At 40.6% G+C, this 19,380-nt stretch carries 21 protein-coding genes; 13 read left to right on the top strand and 8 right to left on the bottom strand.

From position 1 onward, the window contains the following. Positions 1–54: 54 nt before the first annotated feature. The 5 genes from ACNSN3_RS11265 to ACNSN3_RS11245 all read right to left on the bottom strand — a co-directional run bounded on the left by ACNSN3_RS11265 (position 55) and on the right by ACNSN3_RS11245 (position 6,192). Positions 55–3,312: a winged helix-turn-helix domain-containing protein gene (locus tag ACNSN3_RS11265; protein ID WP_418607387.1), complete on the bottom strand. Its 3,258-nt coding sequence runs from the start codon at positions 3,310–3,312 to the stop codon at positions 55–57. Between the two features lie 62 nt (positions 3,313–3,374). Next, on the bottom strand, positions 3,375–4,202 hold the full coding sequence (locus ACNSN3_RS11260) for a mechanosensitive ion channel family protein (RefSeq protein ID WP_418607386.1): 828 nt from the start codon (positions 4,200–4,202) through the stop codon (positions 3,375–3,377). Between the two features lie 37 nt (positions 4,203–4,239). Beyond that, positions 4,240–4,971 (bottom strand): LrgB family protein, encoded by a 732-nt coding sequence (locus tag ACNSN3_RS11255; protein ID WP_418607384.1) that lies wholly within the window; start codon positions 4,969–4,971, stop codon positions 4,240–4,242. Then, entirely contained in the window at positions 4,964–5,317 is a 354-nt protein-coding gene (locus ACNSN3_RS11250) for a CidA/LrgA family protein (RefSeq protein ID WP_075169713.1), read from the bottom strand. Before ACNSN3_RS11250 ends, ACNSN3_RS11255 begins: the two co-directional genes overlap by 8 nt. An 83-nt stretch (positions 5,318–5,400) precedes the next feature. Continuing rightward, entirely contained in the window at positions 5,401–6,192 is a 792-nt protein-coding gene (locus ACNSN3_RS11245) for a crotonase/enoyl-CoA hydratase family protein (RefSeq protein ID WP_418607382.1), read from the bottom strand. Between the two features lie 288 nt (positions 6,193–6,480). On the opposite strand from ACNSN3_RS11245, the gene ACNSN3_RS11240 reads away from it, so the two are divergent. From ACNSN3_RS11240 to ACNSN3_RS11230, 3 genes are read left to right on the top strand one after another with little or no spacing between them, the layout of a single operon-like run. After that, positions 6,481–6,801, top strand: a complete 321-nt coding sequence (locus ACNSN3_RS11240) for an HI1450 family dsDNA-mimic protein (RefSeq protein ID WP_055013217.1) — start codon at positions 6,481–6,483, stop codon at positions 6,799–6,801. Between the two features lie 46 nt (positions 6,802–6,847). After that, a complete protein-coding gene (locus ACNSN3_RS11235) occupies positions 6,848–7,660 on the top strand; it encodes a DUF481 domain-containing protein (protein ID WP_054201958.1) in 813 nt (270 codons plus the stop codon). A 35-nt stretch (positions 7,661–7,695) separates the two neighbouring features. Further along, positions 7,696–8,181, top strand: a complete 486-nt coding sequence (locus ACNSN3_RS11230) for a hypothetical protein (protein WP_036953590.1) — start codon at positions 7,696–7,698, stop codon at positions 8,179–8,181. Between the two features lie 56 nt (positions 8,182–8,237). Here ACNSN3_RS11230 and ACNSN3_RS11225 read toward each other — a convergent pair whose 3' ends face one another. Beyond that, complete coding sequence (locus ACNSN3_RS11225; protein ID WP_008111743.1) at positions 8,238–8,723, bottom strand: FKBP-type peptidyl-prolyl cis-trans isomerase; 486 nt, start codon at positions 8,721–8,723, stop codon at positions 8,238–8,240. A gap of 11 nt (positions 8,724–8,734) precedes the next feature. Then, positions 8,735–9,646 (bottom strand): YgfZ/GcvT domain-containing protein, encoded by a 912-nt coding sequence (locus tag ACNSN3_RS11220; protein WP_418607380.1) that lies wholly within the window; start codon positions 9,644–9,646, stop codon positions 8,735–8,737. 150 nt (positions 9,647–9,796) lie between these two features. Here ACNSN3_RS11220 and ACNSN3_RS11215 point away from each other — a divergent pair, with 150 nt between their 5' ends. Both ACNSN3_RS11215 and ACNSN3_RS11210 read left to right on the top strand, forming a co-directional pair. Then, complete coding sequence (locus ACNSN3_RS11215; protein ID WP_010387788.1) at positions 9,797–10,048, top strand: succinate dehydrogenase assembly factor 2; 252 nt, start codon at positions 9,797–9,799, stop codon at positions 10,046–10,048. Between the two features lie 82 nt (positions 10,049–10,130). Continuing rightward, a complete protein-coding gene (locus tag ACNSN3_RS11210) occupies positions 10,131–10,460 on the top strand; it encodes a hypothetical protein (RefSeq protein WP_418607378.1) in 330 nt (109 codons plus the stop codon). Here the strand turns inward: ACNSN3_RS11210 and nadB are convergent. Further along, positions 10,435–12,045, bottom strand: coding sequence for an L-aspartate oxidase (gene nadB, locus ACNSN3_RS11205; protein WP_418607376.1), 1,611 nt, complete (start codon positions 12,043–12,045; stop codon positions 10,435–10,437). The genes ACNSN3_RS11210 and nadB overlap by 26 nt on opposite strands. A 244-nt stretch (positions 12,046–12,289) precedes the next feature. Here nadB and rpoE point away from each other — a divergent pair, with 244 nt between their 5' ends. The 8 genes from rpoE to era all read left to right on the top strand — a co-directional run bounded on the left by rpoE (position 12,290) and on the right by era (position 19,361). Next, positions 12,290–12,871: an RNA polymerase sigma factor RpoE gene (gene rpoE, locus ACNSN3_RS11200; protein ID WP_010387792.1), complete on the top strand. Its 582-nt coding sequence runs from the start codon at positions 12,290–12,292 to the stop codon at positions 12,869–12,871. A gap of 1 nt (position 12,872) precedes the next feature. Beyond that, the gene (locus tag ACNSN3_RS11195) at positions 12,873–13,487 is read left to right on the top strand and encodes a sigma-E factor negative regulatory protein (protein WP_008111755.1); all 615 of its coding nucleotides are present in this window, start codon (positions 12,873–12,875) and stop codon (positions 13,485–13,487) included. Between the two features lie 4 nt (positions 13,488–13,491). Beyond that, the gene (locus ACNSN3_RS11190; protein ID WP_010387795.1) at positions 13,492–14,445 is read left to right on the top strand and encodes a MucB/RseB C-terminal domain-containing protein; all 954 of its coding nucleotides are present in this window, start codon (positions 13,492–13,494) and stop codon (positions 14,443–14,445) included. Further along, positions 14,446–14,895, top strand: coding sequence for a SoxR reducing system RseC family protein (locus ACNSN3_RS11185; RefSeq protein ID WP_418607374.1), 450 nt, complete (start codon positions 14,446–14,448; stop codon positions 14,893–14,895). Between the two features lie 122 nt (positions 14,896–15,017). Continuing rightward, positions 15,018–16,805 carry a translation elongation factor 4 gene (lepA, locus tag ACNSN3_RS11180; RefSeq protein ID WP_010387797.1) on the top strand — a complete coding sequence of 596 codons (1,788 nt, stop codon included), beginning with the start codon at positions 15,018–15,020 and terminating at the stop codon, positions 16,803–16,805. 18 nt (positions 16,806–16,823) lie between these two features. Further along, the gene (gene lepB / locus ACNSN3_RS11175) at positions 16,824–17,759 is read left to right on the top strand and encodes a signal peptidase I (protein ID WP_418607373.1); all 936 of its coding nucleotides are present in this window, start codon (positions 16,824–16,826) and stop codon (positions 17,757–17,759) included. Between the two features lie 2 nt (positions 17,760–17,761). Beyond that, positions 17,762–18,439 (top strand): ribonuclease III, encoded by a 678-nt coding sequence (rnc, locus tag ACNSN3_RS11170; protein ID WP_008466504.1) that lies wholly within the window; start codon positions 17,762–17,764, stop codon positions 18,437–18,439. Further along, positions 18,429–19,361: a GTPase Era gene (gene era / locus ACNSN3_RS11165; RefSeq protein WP_010387801.1), complete on the top strand. Its 933-nt coding sequence runs from the start codon at positions 18,429–18,431 to the stop codon at positions 19,359–19,361. Before rnc ends, era begins: the two co-directional genes overlap by 11 nt. Positions 19,362–19,380: the final 19 nt, after the last annotated feature.

Here is a 19,380-nt window from a genome sequence, read left to right as displayed (position 1 = left end):
TGTTTACATCTCTTTTTTAATAAGTAGTAGGATACTACTGAATATATTTTTAGTTTATAAGTCGAAATTATTGATACCAAATTCTTTAAGTATCTTTATTTTTTCGGGAGCTTCAGACAAGCGATCTAAGCAACTATATGCCTGTAATAGGGGAAAAAGAATATCAATATCATTTGTTTTTTTAGCTATATTTAAGATTGATTTTAGAGCCTTGTGGCAAAATAATTTTCGCTTCTCATTATTCTCTTTAGATGCTGCTAATTTTGCTTGCGCCAAATATATGCTGGCTATATGAATGCTATTATTAATGCCTGAGTTTTCTTCAATTCCTAGTGAAGTTGTATATCTGTTTAACTCATCCATGAATTTCTCTGCCAAGGTCGATTGTTTGACTTTGACAAAGTAGCGAATCAAATTGACATAGATACCCGTGATATTACGATTTTTCTCTGATGTATGTAAGAAGTTTATAATGCTTTCAATTAAAGAAATATTAGCGAGCTCAGCGTAAATTAAGGTTTGGTTAGTTAAAAACTGAAAATATTTTTCTTGGAATTTCTTATTTTTTGGATCCTGTTTTAATGCTTTTTTTTCAGCCTCTAATGCTTTTATTGTATGCAAAAAAGCTGGCTGTTTATCTGGCAGGTAACTTAGTAGATTGGCTTGATGGGAGTGCGTATAGGCCAGCATCTCTAATAAGTTTGCATCATTAGGATATAATGAGGTTAAAGTATTTAAAACTTTTTCTGCTTGTTCATAAGAATTTAGCGCATTTCTGTAGTTACCTAAGTGTACTTCTGTGCTAGCAATCCAGCTAAGAGTATCAGCTCTATCAATTAATAAGTTTTTATCGTTTGGAATTAAATTAAGCGCTTCATTTTTAAGGGCGAGCGACTTTGTAAAGCGTTGTTTCGCGGCAGTGTAGTTAAATTGCTTTAAATACAAAGAGCCCAGCGAATTATGCGAATACGATAGCTCCATAATCGAGTTAAAATCATTCGGTGCTAATGAATACATTTTCTCGCTGTAGGCATGATATTTTTTAAATAATGGCTCAGTAGCAGCGTAATTACTTTTATCATAATGAAGCTGACCGAGCCAAAAGGCATTAGCACCGGCGAGTGTGAGAAGCTCTAAGTTGTTTGGCTGAATTTTTAATAATGCTTCAAGGCGAATGCGGGCGTTTTCAAAGGCGGTAAAGGCTTCATCGGTTTTACCCCGTGAATAGGCGACTTCACCCATGGCCTCAAGGGTTTGTGCGTACTGAAAGCGACTTTTAAATTCTCCTTGTTGACTGCTAAAGTTAAATAGCGAGCTTGGTTCCTCGACTTGATTAGTAAAATACTCAAGTGCTTTATTACTAATGCCATCAAGTAAGTCCATACGCTTTACGCTGCGTAATTTATCGGCAAAATCACCAACCATAAACCCTAGTAAGCTTTCGGCCTCTTGGCGCTTTTTCTGTGCAAGTTGCTGCGCTTGAAAGCTGGTAACACTCATAAATAGGGCAACACAGGTAAGTAAACAAAGCAGAGCGACGGTGCCGCGTTTTATGGTTGTTTTTGTTTTACTGTGTTTAAGAGAGCTGGTTATAAGCGCGCGTTCGTCATCATCTAGTTTAAATATGTTGTCGTTTAATAAGGTAACGGCCTCTTGCAATGGTTTACCCGGCGCTAACAGGTAGGCGTTACTTTTGTGCTCACTAAGCCATTGTTGCGTGTGGTGGTGTAAGCGGCTTTTTATAGCAAGGGCATCTTTATGGTCATTAATCCACTTTTTGGCACGTGGCCATTGGCGTAATAATGCCTCGTGAGCAAGGCTAAAGTAAGCTTCTTGGTTTTGTAAATGCGATACAAATAAGCGGCTATCGACCATGGCTTGAACCAGCTCTTTTTGGCTGGTGTTGGTTAACGCTTGCAAGCGGGCTGCGCGGCTCGTAATGGTTTTACCATCTGGGTTTAGCGTGACTAATTGCGATAACACGCTTTTTAGTTGCTGTTGTTGCGCTTTAGAAAGCCCTATAAATACCTCTTCGGCTTTTTTACCAATGGCACCCTCAATACCGCCGAGTTTTTCATACACACTGTGTAACAACTCATTAGTATCACTGCGCTGTAAATACAGCTCTTGCAGTGTGTATTGTAGCATGGGCAGTGCATCTGGATTATTGGCGGTATCGGCGCAAAGTATTTCATCCAGCGGGGTTTTAGTGTGTGGGTCTTGTGAAAACGTTAAATTAGCGGTTAACGCTGGCAAGCGAATAATTTGTTGTAGCTCATGGCGATTTGGCGGGGTTAAATCGTAATGCGCGCCATGAGCTTTGCCCACCATAAGGCTTGGTTGCTCAACCACTAAAGGGTAAAAATCGTTACGACAGGCACTAAATACAATCACCGCTTTAGAGGTCGCTAAACGCTCAATAACAGATAAAAAATGACTTCGGGTGTCGTTACTAAATAGCGGTGAGGAAAGTAGCACTTCTAAGCGGTCTATAAACAAAAACAATTGCGGCGTTTTTGCTGCTGTTTGGGTATTTGCAATTGTATTTTTTAAGCCGCTAATTGCATTATCTATGTCATGTTCTAGTTGCTGTGCCAGCGTTTGTGCGCTTAACCCTGTAAATACTGGAATGTCGTTAATATCCCAATCGAGCATGGCCGAGGCGAGATCTAAATACAGCCTATTTTGAGCTACATCTGCAAAGTCGAGTTGGGTGTACGACATTACTCTAATGCCGTTATAGCCTCGCTCGTCGAGTAGTTTTGGCAATATACCCGCATTAACTAATGATGATTTACCCGTGCCACTAGGGCCAAGGATTAAACAAAATGCGCGCTGTAATGTTACTTGGTTTGATACGCTCTCTAATAACGTGCTGATGGCATGATTACGACCAAAAAATAAGTGGGTATCGGTTGGGTTATATGCACTCAAACCTAAAAAAGGGGAGCCGCCTTGCCATGTGTTAACTTGGTTGGGGAGGTCATCAGCTAATGGAAACTCAACCGATGCAATAACCCTATAACCACGTTTACGTATGGTTTCTATGTATTGCGGGGCGCTTGCCTTATCACCCAGAGCTTTTCGTAACTGAGTGATAGTTTTATGCAGAGGGTTATCGCCGGTTTCTGTGTTTGCCCAGCAGTGAGTTAATAACGCGTCGCTACTCACAATCTCTGCTTGGTTTTGACACAAGTACAGCAACACATCCATAGCTTTGGGTTCTAGCTGTTTTTGTTCTTCAGCGCGTTGAATGGTGTTACTGGCAGGAGTTATTTGCCATTCACCTAAATAAAAGGGCGGTTGATGCATAATTGGCTCATTTTTATAGTTATAAGTGCATTTAGCTTTTTGCTTTAATTACATGACTCATGCTAGTTATTTTTATTAAGTGTAACAATGCGCTGTGGAAACGGAATTTCGATATTTGCATCGTTAATTGCTTTATACACGCTGGCGTTAATAGCGAGCTTAGTTTCAATAATTTTAGTGGTAGGAACCCAGTATCGATAGCTAATAGTAACGCCGCTATCAGCAAAGCGTTCTATGCCAACTTGTGCATTGGGTTGCTTAGCAACCAGTTCGTGATTAGCTAATGCGTTTTCAATAAGGCTGATCGCAGTATCACTAGAGGCGCTGTAGGCTATGTCTATTTCACCTTTTACTAAAGAGTAGTTAAATGAGTTATGCAGGATTTCGCCAACGATATGCTTATTGGGAATGGTTATTTCTACTTTTTCTTCATTAATTAACACGGTGTGACCCAGTTCAATTACTTTTACTTGGCCACTAACCCCTTTTACTTCTATGGTATCGCCTACCACAAATGGCCGCGTGGCAATAATAGCAAGTCCCGCGCCATAATTAGAAAGCATGCCTTGTAATGCTAAGCCAGCACCTAAAGAAGCGGCACCTATTGCAGCAACAAACGGGGTAACACTAATGCCAATTTTACCAAGCGAAATTATGATCACCATAATGATCAGCAGTACTTTAACTACATTACTAACAAAGTTAGTTAAGGTGATATCAACGTTATGTCGAGTCATCAAATTGGCAACTACTTCGGCAAGTTTTTTCGCCACCCAAAGACCAACCAGTAGAATAAAAATAGCACCGACTATTTGCATACTATAGGTGACTAAATACTCGGTAAGTAGGGCGTAGTACTTTTCAAATTGTTGAATTTCGGAACTGATCATGGTGAGCTCTAGTTTTAGTTATATTGGTATCAACTTACTATAACAAAGTGCTCACTAAAATTGGATATAATAGTGGTACTATCACAGCAGTTAATAGCGCACTCAATGCCATAGCCACCGATGAAAACGCCCCTATTTTTGGATGTTCGGCAATTGCAGCCGCGGTGCCTATAGCGTGACAGGCCGTTCCCATTGCAATGCCTTGTGCCTCAAAGTTAAATATTTTAATTAATTTTAGTAACAAAAAGCCAAACAAAGCCCCAAGCAAACCAATAAAAATAACCATAGCAGCGGCTAGCGAGCTGATCCCGCCAAGTGAGTCGGTGACAAGTAATGCAATAGGTGTAGTAACGCTAAGTGCCGCAACTGAAGCGCTGAGCTGCGATGGGACAGCAAATAAAACACTTAATACAAAAGCCACCAGTGTGGCGCTAATAATGCCAATACTGCAGGTGACTAAAATGAGTAAAAAGTTTTTTCGAATATGCATAAACTGCTGATACAAGGGGAGGGCTAACGCGACTATGGCCGGCTCTAATAACCACGTTAACAACCGACTATGCGATGCAAATTGTGAATAGGGTAATTTAAGGTTAACGAGTAATAAGGCAATAATGCCGATACTTAAAAATACTGGGTTCGTGAGGGATTTTAAAATGCAGTGACTTACTCTCACATTGAGCATTTTTAGTCCAAAAAAAAGAGTAATTATAAAAGGGATGGTCAACCACCAAAGGCTTGGCGTTATTGCACTGATTTGCTCATTCATTGTTTTCAGTGCCCTTAAAGTGGCCAACCACACTGGCTACTAAAATTAAGCTACTCAAGGGCACTATAATCATCACGGTGGTTAAAAACGGCCAATGTGTTTTTATAAGTCCCAAGTGTTCAATAAAACCAACGCCTGCAGGAATAAAGAAAATAGGCATTACATTTAAAATAGGCGAGGCGCATGGAGTAAGTTGCTGCTCTTTAACAATGCCTGATAAAAGTAGTATCAGTAAAATAACCATTGCTAATAGTGGCGCAGGAAAACTGGCATCAATAAAGTGCATAATAAGCTTGCCCGCTGCCAAGCAAAGCAAAATGATAGCGCTACTTAAAAAGTATTTCATGACGACGACTCAATACAATAGAGGATTATCACTTTAACAAATAACGCTGTTTTGTGCATTGTGCCTTAGTATTACCATCAATGTTACCAGCGCTTGGCGTTTGAAAACTCAATACCAGTTTTACCTTTTGCTTTAGCAATGGCCTTTTTAGTATTGGGGTTGCTTAATAAGCGAATTTGGCTCCATGTTTCTTTAGCGAGTATTTTTCGAGCTTGGGCTTTATAGCTTTGTTGAGTTACTCGTTTTATTGCCGCCAATGTGTCAGGTGAACGCGCTTGTAATGTTTCAAGCATTTCTTTAGTTGCTTTATCGGTATCGTCGGTTGTTTTTGTTACTAAACCGAGTTCAAAAGCGTCTTGTGCGTTTATTGGTTCAGCATGGCTTGCTAGCCAAAGTGCTTGGTCGCGTTTTACTAAGCCTGAAAGCATAACATTAGCGCCCATGTCTGGGCATAACCCCCAGCGCGCTTCCATAATGGCGAGTTTGGCGTCGTGGTGAACAATTCGGTAATCGGCACCCAGTGCTATTTGCAACCCTCCACCAAGACAGTTTCCGTTTATTTTAGCAATTACAGGCACACTCAATGACTGCCAGCCCAGTACGACCTTTTGCGCTAGGTTTTGATTACCAGGAAGCCATTTGAATAGGAGCTTTATGATATTGAATGGTGAAGCCATAACCGCGTTAATATCGAGTCCCGCACAAAAGTGTTCGCCCTCACCGGTTAATACAACCGCACGAATACTGGCATCTTTTTTTATATTTTTAATCACCTTGTTAAGCTCAACAAACATAGCAAAGCTTAAGGCATTTTGTTTTTCTACACGATTTAATGTAACAGTGGCAATACCCTGTTTTTTTTCTAATTTTATCATTATGCACTCCTCTGACCTGTTGTTTGAGCTTATGTTTTTATTGATGTTAAGTAAAGTGGATGAAGATGAATAAAAACAAAGTGAATTTTTTAATGTAAGTAGGGTCTATTCGCTTTAAAGGAAAATTTAATTTAAAAGGTCAGCAGACCTTAATACAAACCCATCCAACAATATCTATAAGTATTAGGTAAAAGTAAAAAAGCCAGTATTTAACGTGTTTTTTTTATCAAAACCCTAGCAACTTTTGATATTATGATTGCCACTTAAAAGCTCAGAGGTTAACCATTCATGTCAGGTCCACGTTTATTTACGGTAGAAGAAGCAACTCATCAAGCTTATGATATTTTTTTAGAGCTGGCTCCCAATAATTTAAGCGACAAAGATATTGAAGAATTTAACCTACACCGTGAAGAACTAGGCTTTATTGAAGAAGATGAGCCCGATGAACAGTGGCAAGACTTTGTTGCCCTAGAAATTGAACCTGAGCATTTTATTCAAGTATTAGTTGGCCTTGAGTTTGATAACGAAGACGTATTATTTGCGAAAATTTTAATTAGCCGTGATAAAGACGCGCCTTTTTGTCATATTTTGTGGAAAGAAAGTGAATAACCATTTCTCTGCTTTTTTGTTATTGCCATATGTAAGAGAACGTATTTTGCGAAACTCCTTTGTATTACTGCTTTTATTATTTAGCTGCTTTAGCTGGGCAGTTGATCCCTTTGAAGATTTTCATGAGTATGGGGAGCTCTCTGATGAAGAAATTCATGAGTTACACAAAGGCGAAGTATTGTATGGTGATACCGAATTTGGTTTTATTTTAAGTAAAGGTAACACTAATTCCACCAGTTTTAAGCTTAAAGGGAACCTTTATCAAGATTTTGAAAACTGGCGAAATCAATTCAAAATAGACTCTTTGTACAAACGTGATGAAAACGAAGAAACGGGTGAGTCGGATGTGACTGCTAATCGCGTGTTTTTCTCTGCACAGGGTAACTATAAAATAGGCGTTAAAAACTCGTCTTTCTTTATTTACGGAGATTATGAGGAAGATCAATTTAGCGGCCTTGATTTTAAAAGTACGGTAGCAACCGGTTATGGCGCACGTGTTTATCAAGGGGTTAAAAATAAGGTAGATATAGATATTGGCCCAGGTCTATACCGCTCAGTTGCTGATGATGAGTCAACAGCACTTGAAGACGACAAGGACAAAATGGGTTATTTACTTCGTATTGCAATGCAGTGGGAGAGGTTGGTATCTAAGCGTACCCGATTTAATCAAGATATCAGTATAGAACAGTCTTTGTCTGGGCTTAACTCTCGGTTAAAGTCAGAAACGGCATTAATTAGCCAAGTGGTTGGCGCGGTATCGCTTAAGTTTGCTTATATGTATCGTTATAATTCTAAGCCTGAAGAAGATAAACTAAAATACGATTCAGAGCTCAGTGCCACCTTAGTGTACAGTTTTTAATTTTTTAATTTTTTAACTTTTTAATAGAGAGTGTTATGTATCAGCATAAGCAGTATGCGGTATTTATATTTGTAGTATTAGCGTGGATCAGTGGTTTTGTTGCGCTTGCATGGAATTTAATTGGTGCCGATGCCCCGTTAATCGTATTTGCTGGTATTTTAGTGCTGGTGGGTTTTTTGTTCCACGGTTTAACCATTAAAGTTGACGAAACTCATATTAGCTGGGCATTTGGCCCTGGTGTTGCAGGCCAAAAATTAGCATTAGAAGACATAGTGGATGTAAAGGCAGTACAAAATTCATACCGCCATGGTATTGGTATTCGCATTACACACGATGGGTGGATTTATTCGGTATCAGGCTTTAGTGCGGTGCAATTAACGCTTAAAGATGGCACTCAGTATCGCTTAGGCACGAATGATCAAGCTGGATTAGTTGCTGCGCTTGAAGATAAAATAACCCCAGTTGAAATGCCAGCAGCAGAGCCTCAAGCCAAATTACGAACACAGAATAATATGCTATAAAAAAAGCGCCTTAGGCGCTTTTTTTATAAACGTGTAGTAATTTTATTTAGCGGGTTTTAGTGCTCGTGGCCACAGCCGCCTTCACCATGTACGTGGCCATGCTCAAGCTCTTCGGCTGTTGCATCGCGTACTTCTAAAATTTCTACATCAAAGTTAAGTGTAATGCCGGCAAGTGGATTATTACCATCAACAATCACTTCTTCGTCTTGAATGTCGATGATCATTACTGATTGGTCACCGTCATCTGTGGTTGCACGAAATTGCATGCCCACTTCAATTTCCATACCTTCAAACATTGATTTAGGTACAGCTTGCATTAAGTGATCATGACGCTCACCGTAACCTTCTTCAGGCTCCACTTTTACGCTTAGTGTATCGCCAGCTTGCTTGCCTTGCAGCGCGTTTTCAAGCCCTGAGATCAGGTAACCTGTACCAACGATAAAAATTAATGGCTCACCGCCAAATGAGTTATCAATGGTATTGCCGTCATTATCTAAAACAGAGTAATGCATTTTTACCACTTTATTTGCTGCAACGATCATAGTCATTCCTATTATTCATCTTCAAGAGAGTAAGGTAGAGGCAGAATGTTTAGCTCTACCGAAGGGGTGTGTTTTGCACGAAGAGTCTGATCGATATCAGTATCGTTTGGCAACACGACCAAACCAGTTAAAGTCTGTGTTTGTTCATTATAGCTTTGCGCAATAAGTTTACCTGCGCGGCGCCAGTTTTCACCTAATTGAGTTTCAATGTCGGGTGCTTCGAGTAACCCTTCACTTTGCCCAGAAACGATATACATAGCACGTTTGTTTTTGCCTAGGTACTTCATACGTGCAACGGTTTCTTGGCCTGTGTAGCAACCCTTTTTAAAGCTAATGCCGTTAATGGCTTGCAGATTAACCATTTGCGGTACGTATTCATCAATCGCATCGACACTTAATTGCGGTTCACCAGCGAGTATAGACGCTTGTTGCCATAGGGCATCGTTGTCGAGGGTCGACACGTCGTCAGGTAGGCAAAATTGGCTATCAACCATCAATAAAACGCGGTTTGATGCAAGTTTAAGGGCTTTACCGTGAGCGAAGTCACAAGCCATGGCGTCATCGCTAAAGTGAATATCGAGTTGTGTGAGTAAGCCTGTTAGGTCATCACCAAGTAAACCAATTAATCGCTCTGAGGCTTTATTAATTTCAACTTTTGCAAATACAGCATATTTTTTTAATTCAGCAAGAGAGCGTTCTACTTCTGCACTTGAACCAGCTAAAAAGTAACTTTGTTGATAAGAAAATAGCTTAAATACACCCCATAACTTACCTTTTGCACTGCAGTGACCTGCCCACAAAAAGTTATCGTTGTTAAGTTTATTTAGATCTTGAGTGATTTGTCCGTGGAGGTACGATAATTTATCTGCGCCTGAGAGGCTAATAACCTGATGTGATAAAGGACATGCATAAACCTGAGACATAAACACCTTCTTTGCAATAACAAATGAGGTCACATAATAACGTAGTTAAAGCGTATGGTACAGCGACTAACAGACGATGTTTTTATAACTTAGTGCTGTTAAATTAACGCGTATTTGGTAAACTCGAGTTAATTAAATATGAGGTTTAAAATGGTTGAAATACATAGTAAAGCACGTATCCGTTGGGCTTGTCGCCGTGGCATGTTAGAGCTAGATGTTTTGTTTATGCCGTTTGTTGAAGAAGCTTATGATTCGTTAGATGCTAAACAGCAAGCGATTTTTCAGCGTCTATTAACCCAAGAAGACCCAGATTTATTCGCTTGGTTTATGGGCCATGAAGAATGTAAAGACGCAGAGCTAAACAGCATGGTTCAGCTAATTTTAGACCGAGTTCGTGTATAGATTTACCGTTACAGATAATAAAACAGACCACAAACCGATTGTGGTCTTTTTTTGTGTGCTGACTTTAGTGTTGTGCCTATTTATGAACTCGGTGGTCGCAACTCTTTTTTGTATTGCACTTAATACACTTGCTGGCATTATTGTTTGGCGAAAAATCGTGGCTGCTCAACCACAGCAAGGCATTATACTCTTAGAGTCGAATCAATTTCGTTTTGAAGGATCAGGCAGGCAAATTCAAGGGCTCATTAGTAACCAAAGCCGGTTACTCGGTCAGAGTGTGTGGCTGTATATTAATGGCTTTAGTAAAAACTATTGGCTGATTATCTCAGCCAATAGTGTTGATGAGCAAAGCTATGCGCGCTTGAAACGGGCAACGCTTGAAGCAATTAATTACGTAGAGGAGTCAAAATAGTGGGCGTTGGGTTCTCATTTTGCTCTGGATAATCAATAGTAAAGTGTAGTCCACGACTTTCTTTACGTTCCATAGCGCTTCTAATTATAAGCTCGGCAACTTGTACCAAATTACGTAACTCAAGTAAGTTATTACTCACTCTAAAGTTTGCGTAATAATCGTGTATTTCCTGTTGTAGCAGTTCAACACGATGCAGCGCACGTTCAAGGCGTTTGGTTGAGCGTACAATCCCAACATAATCCCACATAAATAATCGTAGCTCATGACAGTTATGGGTGATCACGATTTCTTCATCTGAGTTAGATACGCGGCTTTCATCCCAACTAGGTAAATCTACCAGCGCGGGTGCGGTCTCTATTTTACTTAAAATGTCTTTTGCTGCTGCATGGGCAAATACAATGCACTCTAATAATGAGTTACTTGCCATGCGGTTAGCGCCATGCAGGCCGGTATAAGCCACTTCACCCACAGCGTATAAATTTGCTAAATCCGTTTTGCCGTTAAAGTCGGTCATTACGCCACCACAGGTGTAATGTGCCGCAGGAACGACAGGGATTGCTTCTTTGGTAATATCAAGCCCTACGCTCAAGCACTTAGCGTAGATAGTAGGGAAGTGTTCAATAATAAAATCTTTGTCTTTATGGCTAATATCTAAATATACGCAATTTGCGCCAAGGCGTTTCATTTCAAAGTCGATAGCACGCGCTACAATATCGCGCGGGGCGAGTTCTTCTCGTTCATCAAACTCTTTCATAAAGCGAGTGCCATCTGGGCGTTTTAAATAGGCCCCTTCACCACGCATTGCTTCGGTAATTAAAAAATTTTGTAATTCTGGGTGGTAAAGACTGGTTGGATGAAATTGATTAAATTCCATATTAGCAACGCGACACCCTGCACGCCATGCCATTGCTATGCCATCACCGCTAGAAACATCAGGGTTAGAGGTGTAAAGGTACACTTTACTTGCGCCACCCGTTGCTAGGGCAACAAATTTTGCGCCAATGGTTTCTACTTTTTTGGCCTTTTTATTCCACACATGCATACCGTGAACATGTGACCCCGTTTTACCGATATTTTTATCTGTAATTAGATCAATCGCATTGAAATGCTCTAACAAGGTGATATTGTTGTGCGCTTGAACTTGGCTAATCAGCGTTGTTTGCACTGCTTTGCCAGTGGCATCGGCAGCATGCAAAATGCGTCGATGGCTATGACCCCCTTCGCGGGTTAAATGAAAGCGCTCTTTACCTTTACTATCAAATTCCATATCAAAAGGTACGCCTTGGTCAATCAACCATTGTAGGCAGTCATGCGCATTACTGGCAGTGTAATGAACAGCTTCTCTGTCACACAAACCGCCACCTGCATCTAAGGTATCTTCAACGTGAGACTCTATACTGTCATTTTTTTTATCAAAAACAGCGGCAATTCCGCCTTGGGCATAAAGAGTAGAACCTTCGGTTAATTCACCTTTACTGATCACGGTAACGTTACAGTAATTAGCCAAAGATAAAGCAAGTGATAAGCCTGCTGCGCCGCTACCAATAATAGCGACATCGGTAATGTGATGTTTATTTTGGTTCATCTGTGAGGTACTTTGCGGTTACAATGCTCAGATAGAGCAATATTTATTTTTAATACTTATAGTTGTACCATATTTGTTGAACTACTACTAAGTGGTTTTAGCGTATAAACGCGTAATTTGTAGCTATTTTATAAAAAAACAATATGAGTCAGAACTTTTTATTCATCTAAGGGTCAGAGTAGGTGTGAACAATGGCGACACTATGAATAATAAGCAAGAATCAATCAGAGGAGTACCGGCTCGAATGAGCGAGCAGGAATTAGATTTAGCGTTAGTGAAAAGGGTCCAGCAGGGAGATAAAAACGCCTTTAACCTATTAGTTAAGAAGTATCAGAACAAAATAGCCGGTTTGATCTCACGTTATGTATCAAATCAAGGTGACATTGCTGATGTAGCACAAGAAGCGTTTATTAAAGCGTATCGTGCCCTTCCAAACTTTCGTGGTGATAGTGCTTTTTATACTTGGCTTTACCGTATCGCCGTTAATTGTGCTAAAAATTATTTAGTGGCTCAAGGGCGTAAACCGCCAGCAAATGATATAGATGCTGACGATGCCGAGTTTTATGAAGGTGCAGATTCAATGCGTTCTAACGCGTCACCTGAAAATTTACTATTAAGCGAAGAAGTACGCGCTGTTATTTTTAATACGATTGATAGTTTGCCTGAAGATCTTAAAACCGCGATTACTCTTAGAGAAATTGAGGGTATGAGCTATGAAGAAATAGCCGTGGTGATGGATTGCCCAGTCGGGACGGTACGTTCGCGTATTTTTCGTGCCCGTGAAGCAATTGATAATAAATTAAACCCATTGATAGGCGAGTCTTAGTATGACAAAAGCACACGTTAACCGCTTAGATAACGAATCGTTATCAGCATTACTTGACGGTGAGCAAACTTTAAATGATGCCGCTATTGCATCAGATGATGTTGCTACGTTTGGCCGTTACGCGTTAATCGGTGATGCAATGCGAGCTAAAGAAAATAACAATAATATGGACTTTGATATTAGCGATCGCATTTCGTTAGCACTTGAGAGTGAGCCCGTTTATGCAGACTTTAGCCAGTCTGACAGTGTGGCAACCCCTTCAAGCACCGAAACAGACAACAAAGTAGTGGCGTTTAATTGGCGTAAACCGGTTGCCCAATTGGCAATTGCAGCAAGTGTAGCAATGTTTACTATTGTTGGCGTGAACACCTTACCGCAAGGTGAAGATGCTCCACAAAATGAAATTCCTTTACTGCAAACCACGCCGTTAACCGGCATGGCGTCGCCAGTAAGCTACTCATCAGCACCTGCACTTGATAACGCAGAGCAAGGCTTGCGCGAGCTTCAACAGCAACGCATTGGCGCATTAGTACTAGAACATCAGCGTCAAGCGCGTGTTGCTCATTCGTTAAAAACAGCTAAAACAGATGAAACATCCCCAGAGGAAAAAAACTAATTAGATGAAAGTAATCACTTTTATTATGTCATTGGTGTTAAGTTTTAACACTTTTGCCAATGACACAAACCCCGCTAAAGATTTACTGCTTGAAATGGCCAGTGCAGTTCATACTCGTAATTTCGACGCCTCTTTTGTTGTTGTTAAGGGTAAAAGTATGGAGCCCTACCGTTGGGTGCATGCTAAACAAGGTGATATAGAGCTTGAACATTTAAGTTTGCTTAATGGTGCTGGCCTTGAAATGATCCGCATTGACGATCAAGTTACCTACTTTGAGCCACAATCAGAACCTTACTCGTTAACAACCGATTCAATTGCAGGGCCTATCCCAGAAGTCTTATTTAAAGATATTAACCGCTTAAGTGCACATTATGACTTTGTGCTTGGTGGTAAAGGCCGTATTGCGGGGCGTCCTGCTCAGCTGGTTCGAATTGAATCTAAAAACGATGACAAATATAACTATTGGATTTGGATTGATACTGAGTCGTCTTTATTGTTGAAAGCCGCCTATGTGAATCACCAAGGCGAAGCGCTTGAGCAATTACAACTTACCCACATTAGCGTAACTGAGCAACCGGCAAGCTTATTATTAGAAGTACTTAATCGTAATTTTCCAACACCATTACCCGCTAATTCAATTGATGAACAAAGCAAAGCGAATGCTATGAATTGGACTATTGGATGGCTACCTGAAGGGTTTGAATTACTTAAGTCCGATAGACATAAGCTCGACTTAAACAATGAATTAACAGATTACTATTTATTCTCTGATGGATTTGTTGAGGTATCAGTATTTGTGCAACGGCCACTACCAGGTAAGCGCTTAAGCGGAGCTCTCACCTCAGGAGCAACCACTATTTATGTGCACAACGGCGGAAATTTTGATGTGTCTGTGGTGGGGAACATTCCAACCATGAGCGCTAAAGCGATTGCTGAGTCTGTTTCACGGGCATTATAGATGATAGAACAAACGTTAACCGTCGTGGCCCTTAGTGGCCACGTTGCGCATTTAGAAGCCCAACAAAAGAAGGCCTGCGAAGGCTGTAATGGTCGTTGTGGCTCTCAAGTGTTTAGTAAGTTATTTGGTACAGCAAAGAAAACCTTACCCTATAAATTCGAAACGCAATTAGAAGTTGGACAAAAAGTGACTATGTCACTGGATGACAGCCACGTTGTAAAACATGCCTTTGCCGTTTACATGCTGCCCTTATTTTTGAGTTTAATCTTCGCCTTAATAACTAGTGAATTAATACTATTGGCTGAAGGTTGGCAAATTTTAGCAGCGATATTGGGTGGCATCACCGGCTTCTTTATTGCTAAAACATGGGTAAAATCACTTAGGCATGAGATTAAAGTGATAAAAATTCATCCAATTAGTCTTCCTTTAACTCAAATAGATGGTGATTGACGCCAATTAAATGTAAAATTGCGTTTTTATGCCACAGTAACTTGAAAATGCACAGCAAGTATTTTCAAGTTATTTAGGCATGCGACCTTAGTCCTTTAAAATAGAAGTTTAGAATCCAGTTTATGAAGCATATCCGTAATTTTTCGATCATCGCCCACATTGACCATGGTAAATCGACCCTTTCTGACCGTTTGATCCAAGTTTGTGGTGGTTTAACCGACCGTGAAATGCAGAAGCAGGTTCTGGATTCAATGGATATTGAACGTGAGCGTGGCATTACCATCAAGGCGCAAAGTGTAACGTTAAACTACAAAGCAAACGATGGTGAAACCTACCAGCTCAACTTTATCGACACTCCAGGTCACGTTGACTTTACTTATGAAGTATCACGTTCATTAGCCGCGTGTGAAGGTGCATTATTGGTTGTTGATGCTGGCCAAGGTGTTGAAGCACAAACATTGGCTAATTGTTATACCGCCATCGAAATGGACTTAGAAGTTATACCGGTTCTAAATAAAATTGATTTACCACAAGCTGACCCATTACGTGTAGCCGAAGAAATTGAAGACATCATTGGTATTGATGCCCTTGATGCCGTGCAATGTAGTGCTAAAACAGGTGTGGGTATTGCCGAAGTACTTGAAATGATCGTTAAAGATGTACCGCCACCAGTTGGTGATAAAGACGAGCCATTACAAGCGCTAATTATCGATTCTTGGTTTGACCCGTACCAAGGCGTTGTATCGCTAGTGCGTATTAAGCATGGTGAACTTCGCGCGGGCGACAAAATTAAAATTATGTCGAATGAGCATATTCATACTGCAGATCATGTGGGTATTTTCACACCTAAACAAACTAATACCGGTATTTTACGTACAGGTGAAGTAGGGTTTGTTATTGCCGGTATTAAAGAAATACACGGTGCACCGGTGGGCGATACTATTACTCATCAAAAAAATGCGGCACCTGAGCGCTTACCTGGTTTTCAAAAAATCAAACCACAAGTCTACGCGGGCATGTTCCCAATTGCGTCAGATGATTACGAGTCGTTCCGCGATGCACTTAACAAACTAAGCTTAAACGATGCGTCGTTATTCTTTGAACCAGAAAATTCAACCGCATTAGGGTTTGGTTTCCGTTGTGGCTTCTTAGGTATGCTGCACATGGAAATTATTCAAGAGCGTTTAGAGCGTGAATACAACATTGACTTAATAACCACAGCACCAACGGTTATTTATGAGGTAGTGACTAAAGAGGGCACTACACAAATTGATAATCCATCTGACTTACCAGCCGTAAACGATATTTTAGAAATACGTGAGCCAGTAGTAGAGGCTAACATTTTAGTACCGCAAGAGTACTTAGGTAGCGTAATCACGTTATGTGTTGATAAGCGCGGTATGCAAACTAAAATGAGCTACCATGGTAAGCAAGTTGCAGTAACGTATGAACTGCCAATGGCCGAAGTGGTAATGGACTTCTTTGATAAGCTAAAATCAACCAGTCGTGGTTTTGCGTCGCTTGATTATAACTTTAAGCACTTCCAAACCTCAGACATGGTACGTGTAGATATACTCATTAATGGCGAGCGTGTTGATGCCCTTGCTATTATTGTACACCGTGAAAGCGCGCAGTCTCGTGGTCGTCAGCTTGCTGATGCGTTAAAAGAGCTTATACCACGTCAAATGTTTGATATTGCGATTCAAGCAGCAATTGGTCAGCATGTAATCGCGCGTACAACCGTGAAGCAACTTCGTAAAAACGTAATCGCTAAGTGTTACGGCGGTGATGTAAGTCGTAAGAAAAAATTACTTCAAAAACAAAAAGATGGTAAAAAGCGAATGAAGCAACTTGGTAACGTTGAAGTGCCTCAAGAAGCGTTCTTAGCCATCTTAAAAGTTGGTAAATAAAAAATAAAGGGATAATAAATGGCTGGCTACTTTTCAGTTTTATTGGTGTTATTAACCTTAGGCTCAGGCTTAATATGGTTAATAGATCACTTAATGTTTGCCCCTAAAAGGCAAGAGCGTTTGGCAATTGCACAAACTTCTGCCGGTGGCCAACTTGATGAAGAAACTGCAGCATTGATTGCGCCTGAGCCAGTCATTACTGAAACAGCAAAGTCGATTTTTCCGATGATTGCTGCTATCACTATTTTTAGATCGTTTATTTTTGAGCCGTTTCAGATCCCATCGGGTTCAATGATGCCAACCTTATTAGTAGGCGATTTTATTTTAGTGCAAAAGTATTCTTATGGAATTAAAGACCCTGTATGGCGCAGCCAGTTAGTGGATGTGAGCGAACCAGAGCGTGGCGATATTGTTGTTTTTAAATACCCATTAGATGAGAGAGTTGATTATATTAAACGCGCTATAGGCTTACCTGGCGATAAAATTGTTTATCGCGACAAGCGTTTATATATTCAACCAAAATGTGAAGAAGGCGAAGTTCAAAAAGGTGTACTTCTTTGCAACGAATTCAATAAAATTGATTTTAAATTAATTAATGATGATGAATTTATGCAAGGCCCAATGGCTTTAGCGCGTTTAAATGAAGATTTAACGACCTCTAGCCATGATATTTTAATCAACCCAAAATCGCCTGAACGTAAAGGGCGTTACTACCAGCAATTGGGCACTCCTGCAGATGAATGGGTGGTGCCTGCTGATCATTACTTTATGATGGGTGACAATCGCGATAACAGCCAAGATAGTCGCTTTTGGGGCTTTGTACCAAAAGAAAACTTGGTGGGTAAAGCTGTCTTTATATGGATGAGTTTTGAATTTGATAATGGCCCAGATGACATTTTACCAGGATGGGTTCCAACTGGTGTTCGTTTTGAACGCCTAGGTAATATTCAGTAACAATGAAAAAAAATGTAACAGAGTTATACAAAAGAATTGGCTACACATTTGCTGATCAAGGCCTACTTGAGCAAGCAATGACGCACCGCAGCCACAAAGGTCAACACAACGAGCGACTCGAATTTTTGGGCGACTCGATTTTGAGTTTTGTAATTGCCAATGCCTTGTACGCTAAATTTCCTAAAGCACGTGAAGGCGATTTAAGCCGCATGCGTTCGACTTTAGTTCGCGGCCAGACGTTAGCTGAATTTGGTCTTGAGTTTGAGCTAGGTGATTACCTGCGTTTAGGCCCTGGCGAGCTAAAAAGTGGCGGGTTTAGACGCGAGTCGACCCTAGCAGATGCAGTGGAAGCTATAATTGGCGCTGTATTTTTAGATTCAGACATTGATCGTTGCGGCGAGCTTATTTTAGCGTGGTATGAATCACGTTTAGATGCTATTTCACCAGGGCTTAACCAAAAAGATCCTAAGACCCTGCTGCAAGAGTATTTGCAAGCTCGTAAGCTATCATTACCTGGCTATACTGTAGTAGACACTAAAGGTCAGGCACACAATCAAACATTCACGGTTGAATGTATCGTTGATGGAATGGATAGCATTATTTCTGTTGGCAGCTCAAGGCGTAAAGCCGAACAAAAAGCGGCCGAAAAAGCATTGAAGATACTTAAAAATGAATCTTGATACCTTAATACAGCCTCATGAAGGCGAAATAGACACATTTTGTGGCATGGTTGCGATTGTTGGCCGTCCTAATGTGGGTAAATCAACCTTGCTTAATGAAATTATTGAGCAAAAAGTTAGTATTACCTCACGTAAGCCACAAACCACGCGCCATCGTATTATGGGTATTCATACTGAGGGTAAACACCAAGCGGTTTATGTAGATACCCCAGGTCTGCATGTTGAAGAAAAGCGCGCTATTAACCGTTTAATGAACCGCGCAGCGTCGAGCTCAATTGGCGATGTTGAACTGATTATTTTTGTTGTTGAAGGCACCCATTGGAATGCCGATGACGAGATGGTACTAAACAAAGTGAGCCAAAGCGGCAAGCCTGTATTGTTAGTTATTAACAAAATTGACCAAGTGAAAGATCGCGATCTTGTACTGCCACACATGAAATTTTTAGGCGATAAGTTTGACTTTATAGGCATTATGCCTGTATCTGCGACTCAGGGTAAAAACATTGACCTGATCAAAGAAGAAGTGACTAAACGTTTACCGCCGTGCGAATTTTATTTTCCGGATGACTACGTTACTGACCGCTCAATGCGCTTTATGGCTGCTGAAGTGATCCGTGAAAAGCTTATGCGCTTTATGGGTGAGGAACTACCTTACTCAGTGACTGTGGAAATAGAGCAGTTTAAATGGCAAGAAAACGGTGTTTGGCATATCAATGGCCTTATTTTAGTTGAGCGTGAAACGCAAAAGCGCATGGTTATCGGTAACAAAGGCGAAAAGCTAAAAGTGATCGGCCGTGAAGCGCGTAAAGACCTAGAAGAAATGCTTGAAAATAAAGTATTTTTAGAACTATGGGTTAAAGTAAAATCGGGCTGGGCTGACGATGAACGTGCCTTAAGAAGCTTAGGCTACGGTGAAGACTAATAAGTATCGAATAGCCTAA

The organism is Pseudoalteromonas sp. US3C1004 (assembly GCF_048401065.1).
Lineage (GTDB): Bacteria > Pseudomonadota > Gammaproteobacteria > Enterobacterales > Alteromonadaceae > Pseudoalteromonas > Pseudoalteromonas undina.
This window is presented reverse-complemented; position numbering and strand designations above follow the sequence as displayed.

Bases quoted from the DNA above. Each gene is read 5' to 3' on its own strand.
- ACNSN3_RS11265 (WP_418607387.1), bottom strand. From the start codon at position 3,312: ATGCATCAACCGCCCTTTTATTTAGGTGAATGGCAAATAACTCCTGCC.
- ACNSN3_RS11260 (WP_418607386.1), bottom strand. From the start codon at position 4,202: ATGATCAGTTCCGAAATTCAACAATTTGAAAAGTACTACGCCCTACTT.
- ACNSN3_RS11255 (WP_418607384.1), bottom strand. From the start codon at position 4,971: ATGAATGAGCAAATCAGTGCAATAACGCCAAGCCTTTGGTGGTTGACC.
- ACNSN3_RS11250 (WP_075169713.1), bottom strand. From the start codon at position 5,317: ATGAAATACTTTTTAAGTAGCGCTATCATTTTGCTTTGCTTGGCAGCG.
- ACNSN3_RS11245 (WP_418607382.1), bottom strand. From the start codon at position 6,192: ATGATAAAATTAGAAAAAAAACAGGGTATTGCCACTGTTACATTAAAT.
- ACNSN3_RS11240 (WP_055013217.1), top strand. From the start codon at position 6,481: ATGTCAGGTCCACGTTTATTTACGGTAGAAGAAGCAACTCATCAAGCT.
- ACNSN3_RS11230 (WP_036953590.1), top strand. From the start codon at position 7,696: ATGTATCAGCATAAGCAGTATGCGGTATTTATATTTGTAGTATTAGCG.
- ACNSN3_RS11225 (WP_008111743.1), bottom strand. From the start codon at position 8,723: ATGATCGTTGCAGCAAATAAAGTGGTAAAAATGCATTACTCTGTTTTA.
- ACNSN3_RS11220 (WP_418607380.1), bottom strand. From the start codon at position 9,646: ATGTCTCAGGTTTATGCATGTCCTTTATCACATCAGGTTATTAGCCTC.
- ACNSN3_RS11215 (WP_010387788.1), top strand. From the start codon at position 9,797: ATGGTTGAAATACATAGTAAAGCACGTATCCGTTGGGCTTGTCGCCGT.
- ACNSN3_RS11210 (WP_418607378.1), top strand. From the start codon at position 10,131: ATGAACTCGGTGGTCGCAACTCTTTTTTGTATTGCACTTAATACACTT.
- nadB (WP_418607376.1), bottom strand. From the start codon at position 12,045: ATGAACCAAAATAAACATCACATTACCGATGTCGCTATTATTGGTAGC.
- rpoE (WP_010387792.1), top strand. From the start codon at position 12,290: ATGAGCGAGCAGGAATTAGATTTAGCGTTAGTGAAAAGGGTCCAGCAG.
- ACNSN3_RS11195 (WP_008111755.1), top strand. From the start codon at position 12,873: ATGACAAAAGCACACGTTAACCGCTTAGATAACGAATCGTTATCAGCA.
- ACNSN3_RS11190 (WP_010387795.1), top strand. From the start codon at position 13,492: ATGAAAGTAATCACTTTTATTATGTCATTGGTGTTAAGTTTTAACACT.
- ACNSN3_RS11185 (WP_418607374.1), top strand. From the start codon at position 14,446: ATGATAGAACAAACGTTAACCGTCGTGGCCCTTAGTGGCCACGTTGCG.
- lepA (WP_010387797.1), top strand. From the start codon at position 15,018: ATGAAGCATATCCGTAATTTTTCGATCATCGCCCACATTGACCATGGT.
- lepB (WP_418607373.1), top strand. From the start codon at position 16,824: ATGGCTGGCTACTTTTCAGTTTTATTGGTGTTATTAACCTTAGGCTCA.
- rnc (WP_008466504.1), top strand. From the start codon at position 17,762: ATGAAAAAAAATGTAACAGAGTTATACAAAAGAATTGGCTACACATTT.
- era (WP_010387801.1), top strand. From the start codon at position 18,429: ATGAATCTTGATACCTTAATACAGCCTCATGAAGGCGAAATAGACACA.